The sequence below is a fragment of the Aliamphritea hakodatensis genome, assembly GCF_024347195.1.
Classification (GTDB): domain Bacteria; phylum Pseudomonadota; class Gammaproteobacteria; order Pseudomonadales; family Balneatricaceae; genus Amphritea; species Amphritea hakodatensis.
The window spans coordinates 1-13,657 of sequence record NZ_AP025281.1; the positions used below are offsets into that span (position 1 = coordinate 1).

At 48.6% G+C, this 13,657-nt stretch carries 10 protein-coding genes; 8 read left to right on the top strand and 2 right to left on the bottom strand.

The features are described from left to right. The first annotated feature begins 300 nt into the window (after positions 1–300). The 4 genes from dnaA to gyrB all read left to right on the top strand — a co-directional run bounded on the left by dnaA (position 301) and on the right by gyrB (position 6,694). A complete protein-coding gene (gene dnaA, locus PCI15_RS00005) occupies positions 301–1,917 on the top strand; it encodes a chromosomal replication initiator protein DnaA (RefSeq protein WP_271272318.1) in 1,617 nt (538 codons plus the stop codon). 66 nt (positions 1,918–1,983) lie between these two features. Continuing rightward, a complete protein-coding gene (dnaN, locus tag PCI15_RS00010) occupies positions 1,984–3,087 on the top strand; it encodes a DNA polymerase III subunit beta (RefSeq protein WP_271272319.1) in 1,104 nt (367 codons plus the stop codon). Positions 3,088–3,170: 83 nt separating this feature from the next. Next, positions 3,171–4,274 carry a DNA replication/repair protein RecF gene (recF, locus tag PCI15_RS00015; RefSeq protein ID WP_271272320.1) on the top strand — a complete coding sequence of 368 codons (1,104 nt, stop codon included), beginning with the start codon at positions 3,171–3,173 and terminating at the stop codon, positions 4,272–4,274. Then, positions 4,271–6,694: a DNA topoisomerase (ATP-hydrolyzing) subunit B gene (gene gyrB, locus PCI15_RS00020; protein ID WP_271272321.1), complete on the top strand. Its 2,424-nt coding sequence runs from the start codon at positions 4,271–4,273 to the stop codon at positions 6,692–6,694. The genes recF and gyrB overlap by 4 nt, the downstream gene beginning before the upstream one ends. Before the next feature lie 120 nt (positions 6,695–6,814). Here gyrB and PCI15_RS00025 read toward each other — a convergent pair whose 3' ends face one another. Beyond that, positions 6,815–7,708 carry a BrxR family helix-turn-helix transcriptional regulator gene (locus PCI15_RS00025; RefSeq protein ID WP_271272322.1) on the bottom strand — a complete coding sequence of 298 codons (894 nt, stop codon included), beginning with the start codon at positions 7,706–7,708 and terminating at the stop codon, positions 6,815–6,817. Between the two features lie 584 nt (positions 7,709–8,292). On the opposite strand from PCI15_RS00025, the gene PCI15_RS00030 reads away from it, so the two are divergent. Continuing rightward, on the top strand, positions 8,293–8,574 hold the full coding sequence (locus tag PCI15_RS00030; protein ID WP_271272323.1) for a DUF3892 domain-containing protein: 282 nt from the start codon (positions 8,293–8,295) through the stop codon (positions 8,572–8,574). A gap of 602 nt (positions 8,575–9,176) precedes the next feature. Here the strand turns inward: PCI15_RS00030 and nhaA are convergent. Further along, entirely contained in the window at positions 9,177–10,583 is a 1,407-nt protein-coding gene (gene nhaA, locus PCI15_RS00035) for a Na+/H+ antiporter NhaA (protein WP_271272324.1), read from the bottom strand. A gap of 614 nt (positions 10,584–11,197) precedes the next feature. Here nhaA and PCI15_RS00040 point away from each other — a divergent pair. The 3 genes from PCI15_RS00040 (at position 11,198) to PCI15_RS00050 (ending at position 13,657) form a co-directional block, all read left to right on the top strand. Then, the gene (locus PCI15_RS00040) at positions 11,198–11,860 is read left to right on the top strand and encodes a TenA family protein (RefSeq protein WP_271272325.1); all 663 of its coding nucleotides are present in this window, start codon (positions 11,198–11,200) and stop codon (positions 11,858–11,860) included. Between the two features lie 103 nt (positions 11,861–11,963). Continuing rightward, entirely contained in the window at positions 11,964–12,677 is a 714-nt protein-coding gene (locus PCI15_RS00045; protein ID WP_271272326.1) for a transporter substrate-binding domain-containing protein, read from the top strand. A 350-nt stretch (positions 12,678–13,027) separates the two neighbouring features. Continuing rightward, a complete protein-coding gene (locus PCI15_RS00050) occupies positions 13,028–13,657 on the top strand; it encodes a 2OG-Fe dioxygenase family protein (RefSeq protein WP_271272327.1) in 630 nt (209 codons plus the stop codon).

Genomic DNA, 13,657 nt, shown 5'->3' on the forward strand with positions numbered 1-13,657 from the left:
AAAAAACTGTTCATAACTTAAAAAAATCTTTATTTTTTAATTGTCTGTCGTGTTTATAAGTCTGAATATTAACTGTTCCTAAGCTCTGTATAGTCTGATTTATGTGCGGCTTGTTTAAAAAATAATCATTTTAAGGCACTTTAATTGCTTGAAAATCGTGCTGTAAAAAGAATTAGTAACAGCCTCATCTAACTGTGGATAAGCCGGTTCAGAACAGGTATTATCGGCTGATTATTCATTGTCGCGACAATTAAGAAACATCTGTGTCGCACAGGCCACTACGCCGTGCAAGGTTGATATATGTCCGTTGAGTTATGGGAACAGTGCTTACAGAGTCTTCAGCAGGAGTTCCCCGCACAACAATACAATACCTGGATCCGTCCTTTAAAAGCTTCCCCTGAGGCTACCGGTGAACTGGTGCTGCTGGCGCCGAACCGGTTCGTCAAAGACTGGGTGAATGATAAATATCTGGGCCGTATCCGTGAGATTGTTAATGCGGTGTCCGGCGATATCAGCGGCAAAGTCAGCATTGATATAGCGGCCCGCAGCACGGCAGGCTTCCGCCAGCGTCCGGCGCCACCTCAGGTACAGCGTCCGGTCCGGCCAAGCCCGGCCCCGATGGCGCAGTTTGCTGAATCGGTGGCCCCGGTTGCGCCGAGCCGCCCGGCTCCGCCGCCGCGTCAGCCGGTTGAAGTGTTGCCGCCGGAAGATGCCCCGACCCAGTTAGCCATAGATGTTGATAACAACGGTTTTGGTGCTGTTGAACCGCAGAGGGGATTTGTTGAAGCGAAGCCGTTTACCGAAGCCCCGAGTGTTGAAGAAATTGTGGCTGCCGCGCCAGCCGCGCCGGTGCCAAAAACCAACCGGGTGGTTGAAGTTGAAGGCGGTGTTCGGCATCAGTCGAACCTTAATAAGGCCTTTACCTTTAATTCATTTGTTCAGGGTAAGTCTAACCAGCTGGCGCTGGCGGCAGCCCAGCAGGTGGCAGATAACCCGGGCGGCTCTTACAACCCACTGTTTATATATGGTGGTGTTGGCCTGGGTAAAACCCACCTTATGCATGCGGTTGGCATGGAAATGCTGCAGCGTAACCCGAACGCAAAAATTGTGTATCTGCACTCAGAGCGTTTTGTTGCCGACATGGTAAAGGCATTGCAACTGAATGCGATTAACGACTTTAAACGGTATTACCGCTCGGTGGATGCCCTGCTGATCGATGATATTCAGTTCTTCGCCGGCAAAGAGCGTTCCCAGGAAGAGTTTTTCCATACCTTCAATGCCCTGTTAGAGGGTGGTCAGCAAATGATCCTGACCAGCGACCGGTATCCGAAAGAGATCAACGGCGTTGAAGAACGGCTGAAGTCCCGCTTCGGCTGGGGATTAACCGTTGCGATTGAGCCGCCGGAACTGGAAACCCGGGTGGCCATTCTGATGAAGAAAGCCGAAGAAGCGCAGGTCCGTCTGCCGGATGATGCCGCATTCTTCCTGGCTCAAAAGATTCGTTCCAATGTGCGTGAGCTGGAGGGTGCCCTGAAGCGGGTCATCGCCAACGCGCACTTCACCGGCAACGCCATTACCACGCCGTTTATTAAAGAATCCCTGAAAGACTTGCTGGCATTGCAAGACAAACAGGTTAGTATAGATAACATCCAACGCGTGGTTGCCGAGTACTATAAGATTAAGGTGTCTGACCTGCTGTCCAAACGTCGCAGCCGCTCAGTTGCAAGGCCCCGCCAGGTGGCAATGAGTCTGTCCAAGGAACTGACCAATCACAGCCTGCCTGAGATTGGTGATGCTTTCGGTGGACGTGATCATACAACCATTTTGCATGGTTGCCGCAAGGTGGCAGAATTGCGCGAGAGCGATACGGATATAAGAGAGGATTATCAGAACCTGTTACGTCACTTAACGGCGTAGTTTGCAGATTGCGACCTTTGCTCACTACAACGTGCAAGGTCTCTGATTAATGAAGGGTAGGAAAACATGAAGTTTGTTATTTCTAGAGAAGCGCTGATCAAGCCATTGCAGCTGGTTGCCGGTGTCGTTGAGCGTCGCCAGACGTTGCCAGTGCTTTCAAACATTCTGTTGGTCGCCGAAGGCAACCAGTTGTCGATGACAGGTACAGACCTGGAAGTGGAACTGGTTGGCCGGGTTGAGCTGGAAGAGCCGGCTGAAGCAGGGTCTATTACCGTGCCGGCCCGTAAGCTGATGGACATCTGTAAGTCACTGCCGGACAGCGCCATTATCGAGCTGACGCTGACCGGTCAGAAGATGGTGATCAAGGCTGGCCGCAGCCGCTTTACACTGTCTACCCTGCCTGCTGCTGAATTCCCGAATGTGGAAGACAGCCCCGAAGCATTCGAGCTGACGGTATCCCAGAGCCAGGTACGCCATCTGATCGATCAGACCGGCTTCTCCATGGCGCAGCAGGACGTCCGTTACTACCTGAACGGTATGCTGCTGGAAGTGAACGATAATACCCTGCGTGCGGTATCCACCGATGGCCACCGTCTGGCCACCAGTGTGACTGACGTTGAAACCAACAGCACCTCACCGCATCAGTTCATCGTACCCCGTAAAGGTATTCTGGAACTGGCCCGTCTGTTACAGGGCGGTGACGAAGAAGTACGCCTGGTTGTGGGGGCTAATCACATCCGTGCCCATGCCGGTGATTTTACCTTCACTTCCAAGCTGGTTGACGGCAAGTTCCCGGATTATCAGCGCGTTATTCCTCAGGGTGGCGACAAGTTCATGCTGGGCACCCGGCAGGAACTGCGTCAGGTATTCAGCCGTATCGCGATCCTGTCGAATGAGAAATACCGCGGTGTACGCCTGTCCCTGACCAGTGGTTACCTGCAGGTCATGGCGAATAACCCGGAACAGGAAGAAGCGGAAGAAACCGTTGCAGTGGATTACGATGGTGACAGCCTGGAAATCGGCTTTAACGTTAACTACCTGCTGGATGTACTGTCGATTGTGAACTCTGAAGTGGTTCGCTTTACGTTGTCTGACTCTAACAGCAGTGCGCTGGTTGAAGGTCTGGACGACGGCGGTTCCCTGTTCGTTGTTATGCCAATGCGTATGTAATTCCTCACGCCCGCCGGCACCGTTTTGTGACGGCGGGCGTGAGTCCTCCCTTTAATGTCTGAGATCACCTGCCCTTCGCGTCTATGCCCTTAACTACTCTCAGGGTGCAGCAGGTACGCAACCTCGCTGACATCAGCTTCACCCCTTCTGCACATATCAACATTATCCACGGTGCCAATGGCAGCGGTAAAAGTAGCCTGCTGGAAGCCATTCATATACTGGGCCTGACCCGTTCATTCCGGACCAACAAGCTGCGTCATCTGATCCGCAGTGGTACGGATCAGTGTCTGGTGTTTGCTGAAGTGGATGCGATGGCAACGGGAACATCTCAACCATTAGGCGTGGAGCGCAGCCTGGAAGGCGCCAGCCGCATGCGTTATGCCGGTGCAGACATTGATTTAACCACCCTCGCTGAGCTGTTACCGATTCAGGTCATTAACTCTGAAACCTTCCAGATTCTGGAAGGCAGCCCGGCAATCCGGCGGGCATTTATCGATTGGGGCGTGTTTCATACGGATCCGCTGTTTATTCGTCTGTGGCGAGGCTTTAAAAGAGTCTTAAAACAGCGTAATTCTTTGCTGAAATATGGTAAAATCGATCCTTCAATGCGCCAGATATGGGACCGTGAGTTAGTCACCTATTCTGAGCAGCTGAACCACCTGAGGGAAGACTATCTGGCGCTGCTCAAACCTGAGTTCGATCAGGTACTTGCAGGCCTGCTGCCAAACCTCGAAATAGAGTTGGGATTCAGCTGCGGCTGGGATCAGAAACGCGGTCTGGATGCCGTGCTGGCCGATAATTTAGTGCGGGACCGGAAACAGGGTTTTACCAGTGCCGGGCCGCAGCGGGCTGACCTGAGGGTTAAGGCCGACGGACATAATGCTGCAGAACGGCTTTCCCGGGGCCAGAAGAAGATTGTTGTCAGCGCATTAAAGCTGGCACAGGGTGCATTATTTTATAAGCTCAACAGCCGGGCCTGTGTTTATCTGATTGATGATTTACCGTCCGAACTGGACGAGCAGCACAGCCGGTTGTTTTGCAGCTACTTAGAAAAAACCAGTAATCAGTGTTTTATCACCTGTGTGGATAAAACAACATTGAGCGAGTTTTGGTCTCAGGAGACTCAGGTGAGTTTCCATGAGATACACCAGGGTGAATTAGTCACCCAGCATCAGGAGAGTTTATGAGCGGCGAAAATCAGGATTACGATTCTTCCAGTATTAAGGTCTTAAAGGGCCTTGATGCGGTTCGCAAGCGCCCGGGTATGTATATCGGCGATACCGATGACGGTAGCGGCCTGCACCACATGGTGTTTGAAATCGTGGATAACTCCATCGATGAAGCACTGGCCGGCTACTGCAGTGAAATCAAGGTCATTATCCATGCTGATGAGAGCGTCAGTGTATCGGATAACGGCCGGGGTATTCCGACAGATATCCACGAAGAAGAAGGTGTTTCTGCCGCTGAAGTTATCATGACCGTGCTGCACGCCGGTGGTAAGTTTGATGACAACTCTTATAAGGTATCCGGTGGCCTGCACGGTGTAGGTGTATCCGTTGTAAACGCCCTGTCTTCCAAGCTGAAGCTGACCATCCGCCGTAACGGTGACGTGCATGAACAAACTTACCGTCACGGTGAGCCTGACGAGCCGCTGAAGGTTGTTGGCCAGACAGACACATCAGGTACGCTGTGCCGTTTCTGGCCATCTGAAGACACCTTCAAGAACATCGAATTCAAATTTGACCTGCTGGCCAAGCGTTTACGTGAGCTGTCGTTCCTGAACTCCGGCGTGGCTATTCGTCTGATAGACGAGCGTTCCGGTGATGAAGAACTGTTTGCCTATGAAGGCGGTCTGGGATCCTTCGTTGAATTCCTGAATAACAACAAGTCTCCGATCAACAAAATGTTCCACTTTAACACCACCCATGAAAACGGTGTGGGTGTGGAAGTGGCCATGCAGTGGAATGACAGTTTCCAGGAAAGCATTCACTGCTTTACCAACAACATTCCACAGCGTGATGGCGGTACTCACTTATCGGGTTTCCGTACTGCGCTGACCCGTGGTCTGAACACCTACATTGAAAGCGAAAAGCTGAACAAAACCGGCAAAACCAGCACCACTGGTGATGACTGCCGTGAAGGTCTGACGGCCATTATCTCGGTTAAAGTGCCAGATCCGAAGTTCTCTTCTCAGACCAAGGACAAACTGGTTTCATCCGAGGTGAAAACCGCGGTTGAGCAGGCAATGTATGAACTGCTGAACGACTTCCTGCAGGAAAACCCGCAGGACGCCAAAGCCGTTGTTACCAAGATGATCGATGCGGCCCGGGCCCGTGAAGCGGCGCGTAAAGCCCGTGAAATGACCCGCCGTAAAGGTGCACTGGATATCGCCGGCCTGCCCGGAAAACTGGCGGACTGCCAGGAAAAAGACCCGGCACTGTCTGAAATTTACCTGGTGGAGGGTGACTCCGCTGGCGGATCAGCCAAGCAGGGCCGTAACCGTAAAACCCAGGCCATTCTGCCGCTGAAGGGTAAAATCCTGAACGTTGAGAAGGCCCGTTTTGACAAGATGCTGACCTCTGCCGAAGTCGGTACCCTGATCACTGCACTGGGTACGGGTATTGGTCGGGAAGAATTCAGCGCCGATAAGCTGCGTTATCACCAGATTATCATCATGACCGATGCCGACGTGGATGGTTCGCACATCCGTACCCTGCTGCTGACTTTCTTCTTCCGTCAGATGCCTGAGATCATTGAGCGTGGCCATGTCTATATTGCCCAGCCGCCGCTGTATAAGATCAAAAAAGGTAAGCAGGAACAGTACCTTAAAGACGACGATGCACTGGATAACTATCTCTTGCAGGGCGCGATGGACGGTGCTTCTATGCACGTTAACGCCGATGCGCCGGGCATTACCGGCACCGCACTGGAAGACATCGTATCCCAGTATCGTAACGTCGACCGTATGATTGCCCGCCTATCCCGGGTGTATCCTGAGCCGATCCTGCGCCAGATGGTGTATACGCCGCGTCTGGAAGTGGCGGACATGCGTGATGACCAGAAGGTATCTGAATGGATTGATCAGGTCTGTGACGGCCTGGGTGACACACTGGATGGCGGTGACGTATACACCAGCGGTGCACACGAAGATAAAGAGCATGAAGGTACTTTCTTGCCAGAAGTAAACGTATTACAGCACGGCGTCAGCAGCCAGTATCTGTTCGATCAGACCTTCTTCGAATCGAAGGACTACGCAGCGCTGACCGCGCTGGGCGACACCCTGAACGGCCTGCTGGAAGAAACTGCTTACTTCAAGCGTGGCGAACGTACCCTTGAAACTACTGACTTCCCGCAGGGCCTGAACTGGCTGATGGACCTGTCGAAGCGTGGCCATAGCATCCAGCGCTATAAGGGTCTGGGTGAGATGAACCCGGATCAGCTGTGGGAAACTACTATGGATCCGGAAGTACGTCGCATGCTGCAGGTTACCATCGACGATGCCATTGGTGCCGACCAGCTGTTCACCACCCTGATGGGTGACGAAGTGGAACCACGCCGGAACTTCATTGAAACCAACGCCCTGAACGTATCCAACCTGGATTTCTGATGGGTTTTGTCAAATCTCATTTGAGATGAAATGCTGTCTCATAATTGTGAAACGGCGTCTCATTTAGAATGAAACGAAAACTAAAAAAGCAGCCTTATGGCTGCTTTTTTATATGAAGATTTATACATGAGAAAGACACATTTCTCGATTCTTCAGATAGAAGTTATAGTATTCGTTATTTTCAGTTGTAGTTTTTTCTCTAGTATCAATGAACCAGCGGCGTTTCAATATCCACAGTAATGCTGCACGTTCAGTTAGTATTAGCTCATTACTGTCAGCTGACATGCCGAAGTCTTTTCGTACGGACTTCCTTTGATCTTCAGTTAAATTCGGATGCAGAGTTAAGACTAGTGGAATTTTTTCATTCCACGCACTATCAGCAGCCAAAGACTCATGTGGTTTCTGCTTGTTTTCAACGTCTAGTTCATTAATTAATGTAGTCCGACTGAAGTTGAAGTTTTTAAACTTGTCAGGACGTTGCTCGCAGCGTTGATAGCCTCGAAATATCCAGTAGCGGCCATCAAATAAAAGGCTCAATGGTAAAATTTCACGTTTCTTGTGGTTGTTGCTATTGCTAGAGATATAGTGGCACTCAATCGCTGAAGCGTTGAACATCGCACGAGTTATCTTAGCAACATCTTCCCTTTCCAATACATTCGTTAATGCGCCAATTCGGGCATAAGGCAGTACTGGGTTATCGATTAGCTTGTTTTTATTAAAACCATGAGAAAGCATACCTAATGCCACCACTGGATCTATATTGATCAAGGGCTGAAAAGATTCAGTAATGACGTTCACTTTTCGTGAAGGGTCTCGATAAAGGTTTTTCGGTCTTAGCTTTATGTAGTCAGAGAGTAGTCGTGAGGCTGAAGCGTCGGCTAATCCGAATGCAATATTGAGATCATTGCGCTTGATAGATCCTGTGAAGTGCACCTTAAAGTCTATGTATGCCAGCCTTTCAGCCTTGTTTCCGGCAATATTCTGTAGCTCTAGATAGCTAAGAGATGTATCCATGATAGTTGCATCTTTACTTATTGTTAGAGGTTCAAATTATACATTAGGTATACTTTTAAGCAATATGCGTATCATAATGATATGTGAATGCGTGTTGTAATCGATACGCATTGGTGTGGTATACTACACGTGTTTGTTTTCAAATATGGTTGCATATTTTTTGAGCGGAATTATACTCGATCTATATCTAGTGTGTTTAGGCAGATTATTACACCATATAGTGGTGTTTGGAGAAGTAATGAAGAAGGGTAATAGAGAGTAAGTTAGGGTAACTAGCAGTAGGATGCTAGATACCCTTAGTAAGGCAACCAAAAGCATGTAGGAATGCTTTTGGAGGGTTGTATAACAGAGGTCTACAGCCCCAAGAGTTATACGAAGCGATACACTTCCAGATTAACTTTTGTTGCTTTGCTTTACAAGAACCTCTTAATCAAAAGAAAGAGGTGCTTTTATGAAAAAGCTTAAAGTTGTGCGTGTCACTACTTATCCTCGCTTTCGCTTTGGACGTTGGGAACAAGTACGTACCCATTGGCGCTCCCTTCCGCGATAGCACTTTGATTTTCATTTCTAAGTGAAGTGAAGCAATGTCTGAAAGCCAAGCCAAGCCACGCCTGGCTTTCATTACTAACAAGTTAATTATGAGGGCCTTTGATATGGCTAAAGCTAGTAGTATTTCTGGAAATGCAGATGGAACCAATGGGGAAAATCAATCATATACCGTCCAAGGGCGCGGTACTGTTTGTCGTTCACAATTGGTAAGAGAAGTGAACAATGGTTTGCATCAGGGTGTTCACACGGTTGAAGTCAATGGTGTCGAGTATGTTCGGGCTAACCCGAATGGAAGTCGTTCCGATAATATCGATTGATATATCAATATAAAAATGAGCCGCTTAATTAGTGGCTCATTTATTTTGTGACTCTTTTCATAGTTTAAGTAACACTAAAGCAAGAGTTATTCGTGTATGAGTACATTAAAGGTAAGTGACCATGGGATACTTAAAGATTGATAATGAAACCATATATAGCACGGACTATATAAATCTTACTGTAGAATATGATGGGGAAACCCATGAGTTTGAGACAGTAGATCAGATGGATACTTGGGTTGAGGATAACCTACAGCAGGAGTTCGACTCAGGAGAGTGATAGCTTCCAGAGTGCTCTTGGTTGTTTCACTCTATGTGAGAATAGTTGAGAACGGTTTCACTACTTATGAGATTTTTAGATGTGCAAAAATCTCACAAATGAGCGTTCCTATGATTCTTGGCTTCACCGTTTCACGCTATATGAGATTCGACAATCAGATGTCGAATCTCATTTTAGATGAAACCAGACAGAGCATCTGTAAAACGTCGCAGTGAAACTTTCAGGCAATATTACTTGAGCAGAGTGCGTAGCTTATCTCAACGCAATAGAGGAAAGCTTAATACTGCTTGTAGGTAAGCTTTCCTCCTGCCCTGATTTGTAATCAGATCAGTTTTTCTTCTGTGCTGCCGGAGGCTGCCGGTTTGTTCTTTGGCGTTTTAGACGTCATAAATAGCCAGATAAACCCTGAAATACCGGCAGTGAATGAGGCAAACAGAATACCTCTCTTAGCCATTAAGAGATCTTCCGGATGATTCACAAAACCCAGCTCTGCAATGAAGATAGACATTGTAAAGCCGATACCTCCCATCAGAGCAACGCCGATAATATGGTTCATGTTCAGATCTTTCGGCAGATTACACAGACCGGTCTTTATTGCTATCCAGGTAAGGCCAGCAATACCAATTAACTTACCAAAGACCAGCCCTAATCCGATGCCGATAGTGACTGGATGTGTCACAACGCTGCCCAGATCTGACATATCAATACCCACTCCTGCATTTGCTAAAGCAAAAATTGGAATGATGATGTAAGCAGATGGTAAATGCAGCTTGCTTTCCAAAATCTGTGCCGGCGCCTGCACCAGAAATGCACCATTACTTAAAGCACACACTTTGGATCGTAAGTCATCATTGGTAATGATGTTCTCATCCCGTTTATAAGCCTGCTTTATCTTGTCGACACTGTCGCCAATTAAGGACACAAATCGCTTTGGATCATACTTAGGTTTCATCGGAATGGTGAACGCTAAAATAACCCCGGCAAGTGTGGCATGTACACCACTTTTAAGCATGGCAATCCACAGGAAAGCACCAACGATCAAATATGGACTTAAGCGACGTACTCCCCCCAGATTCAAAGCAGTAAGCAAGAGTATAAATAATGCTGCTAACCCCAGTGCTGACACGTTAATTGTTTCTGTATAGAAGAGCGCGATTACTATCACTGCTCCCAGATCATCGACAATCGCAACAGCAATTAAAAACATCAGGAGACTTTGTGGAACACGTTTACCAAGCAGTGCCAGAGCGCCTAACGCGAAGGCTATATCCGTTGCCATTGGTATACCCCAGCCGTCAGCTGTGTGGCCAGTAGGGTTAATCGCATAGTAAATCAAAGCAGGAACAACCATACCGCCAACTGCTGCGATGATTGGTAGTAATGCCTGTTTTAAATTAGCCAGTTCGCCAACCAGTAATTCCCGCTTTAGCTCCAGACCAACGACCAGAAAGAAAATAGCCATTAAGCCATCATTGATCCAGTGGTGCAGTGATTTCGAGATATTAAAGTTGTCCAGCCCAACAGTGAGATACTGTTTAAAAAACTGATAATAAGTCTCTGAAAATTGTCCGTTGGCTATAAATAATGCGACCACAGCGCATAACATTAACAACACGCCACTGGTTGTTTGCCGGTGAATAAATTCTTCTACAGGACTCAGAACTTTATCGAACGCCTGTTCCCATGGAGCGATGTACTCCTTTCCTGCAGGCCTTGATCTTTTTTTCATGACACTCTCCGAAAACTGAACACAGAGCAGCTATGGCTAATGAGTAATGACTGCTGCTCTTTTTCTATTCACAAATCTGGATTTTTCAGATGTAGATTTTCCATTTTTCAATTTAACATTCATTTGCTTAGCATGGGTAGGTTTTACGAATGGCTGTAATCACTTTGTCCGCATTATTGAGTGTTGAGCCCGCAGTGTTGCCTGGTATTTGCCTCAATCCCTCACGAACCAGTTCTGCTTCTGTTGCATCTTCCGGTAGACAGACAGAAGAAGGCGCAGACGCTATACGATCAACTGGTCTTGTTTTATCGCTCGCTTAACACATGCAGACTGAGAACTTTCACTAGGGATAACAGAACTGCTTTGGATCCGCTCCGGCTCAGACAACTGCAACGGTTGAGAAAGCCAGCTAAACAGGCTTTATCTGCGTTGATGGTTTGATTTTCCTCTTTGGCTGCTTTTTTGTTTTCAGAACTCAGGATTCCTGCCGACATAATAAGATTGCTCTGCGGTATTTTTGGCGGCTCACACAGGTTGTGTTTTTTGTTACAGTTTCTGTTTCCTGAAAACACCTGACCGGGTGACCCGGTGTGTCAGAATTAAGGGAGTTGTAAATGAGACCGACTGAACAGCTGTGTGCCGGTTGCCTGGATGACTGGCAGGCTGCTACAGACCATCCTTTTTGCCGGGAACTGGCTCAGGGGACCCTACCTCTGAATAAGATGAAATGGTATCTGGCCCAGGATTATCAGTTCATTGAATCCTTTGTGCGTTTGCTGGCTTCCGCCATTGCCCATGCACCCCGTCTGGAGGACAGTATCCCGGCGGCGCAGTTTCTGGCGCTGGTGACCGGGCCTGAGAATACCTATTTCCAGCGGTCATTTGTGGCGCTGGAAATGCCCCCTGAAGAACAGGCTGCGCCTGCAGCACCTGAAACTCTCGCCTTTTTACAGTTAATGGACAGTGCCCGCCATTCCGGCCGTTATGAACAGATGATGGCGGTGCTGGTGGCGGCAGAATGGACCTACCTTACCTGGGCAGAGCGTTATACCGGCTACGGGGCTGATTTACCATTTTGGTTTGCGGAATGGATTGATCTGCATTCAGGACAGGGGTTCAGCGATGTGGTGGAATACTTAAGAGGCCAGCTGGATCAGGTCTGGCCGCAGCTGGATGCTGATCAGCAACAACAGGCCACCGTATGCTTTGAAACAGCGATGCGTCTGGAACGGGCATTCTTTGATGCGGCATACAGAGGGGAAACCGTTCAGGGCTGAACCGCAGCTCAGCGTGCATGAAAAGATAAGTTTTCTATTGTCGGGATAGTCGGGATATAACTCAGCGAGTTATGACGTATCGTAGTCAGAGGCTGTACATCAGATGAGAATAATAAAATACGCGGCTGTTTTTATCTTTTTATTTCCGGGCATCGTATTTGCCCATAACGTGATGGAATTTACGACGATTGAAAAGTCGTCTTATGCCGTGATTGCCGAGCGGGTGCTGAAAGAGGCTTACGGGCGTTTGGGCATTGATATCCGTGTCAGTGGCAGACCTGCGCAGCGCGCGATCCATGATGCCAATTCCGGTGCCGTAGACGGTGAGCTGTACCGGATAAAAGATGTACATCTGAAGTATCCGAATCTGATGATGGTACCCGTGCCGGTGGGAATCATGGAAGGTGTCGGAATCACTACCCGGAGTGATTTATCCATGCAGGGCTGGGAAGATCTGTCGGTCCCGGGGGTCTGTATTCGCAACGGGGTAAAATTTGCTGAAAAAGGGGTTGGCAACCGTCAGGTAACGGTGGTGAATTCTAACAATCAGCTGTTCAGTATGCTGGGTAAGCAACGCTGCAGTGTGATCGTCATTGCCCGGCTTACCAGTATTCCTCTGACGCTGGAATTCGCCAAACGCCATAAAACTTCCCTTTATCAGAGTGTTCTGCAGGTTTACCCGCTTTACCACTACCTGCATAAGAAAAATGCCAGCCTGGTGCCGCGGCTGGCAAAAGTCCTGTTGGAAATGGAGACCGAAGGACGGATTCAGGCAATACGTGAAGCTTATATTGCAGAACTGTATGCGCAGACCTGAACCATACCGCTTATTGTTCCGGGGGCCTGCGATGGCCTTCTCGGCTGCCGGATAACCGGGAGATCCGTCTGCCCTTCTTACCATTCCCCTGCTTTCTTACTTGGTGTCATTCAGGCTTCTTGGCGAAATCATATCTGAGCAGCTGAGTATATCTTACTCTTCGTACGCATAATTTATTCTTTAATTGTTCTTCAGTTGAATAATTAAACCACAGTTGTACCGAGATACTGCATATATAGCGAAGTGTATGCCCGCCTTCCCCGCTACACTATTGCGTTCAGTTAGCTGATCAGAGCGGATGTCAGAACGTTCGGTGATCAGCACTCCCGTGATTAGCAGAGGTACAGGGTATGATTCAATCAGAAGAATTTTTGCTAGAGCTTGGCCAGTTGGCAGAACAGAGTGTGCAGTGTCTGGCACCGTCATTTAAAGCGTTGCCACCCAGTACCTATCTGGACGGCGCCTATCGCCTGAGACGCTTCTCCCACTTCAGTATTCAGCAGGGACAACTTACCCGTCTGCCGGCCAAAGCTTTTGTACAGAGCAGCGATATAAATACTTTTCAGGGCAGTGTGGAGCGTGTTTATCCGGAGATCGAGGATGATGTCGTCGAAACTGCAGCCTTTAAAGGCATGTTATGCAGCTTTAAAGAGAAAGCCGGTGTCCGCGATGAACAGTCAATCGAGGTACACCAGATGCGGATTATTGCCAACAATGATGCCCTGACCGAAGCGGCCCCTGAAGGCGTGCATCAGGATGGCTTTCAGAGTCTTGCGGTGGTGGTTATCGAGCGCAGTAACATCAAAGGCGGTGAAATTCAGGTACATACCGCGAAAGACAGCGCGCCCTTTATCAGCCATACCTTCGATAAGGGGGAATTTGTGGTGCTGAATGACCAGCGTTTCTGGCACAGTGCCACGGGGCTGGAAGCAACCTGTGATGAAGACGCCTACATGGACGTTTTTGTCCTGACAGCCTGA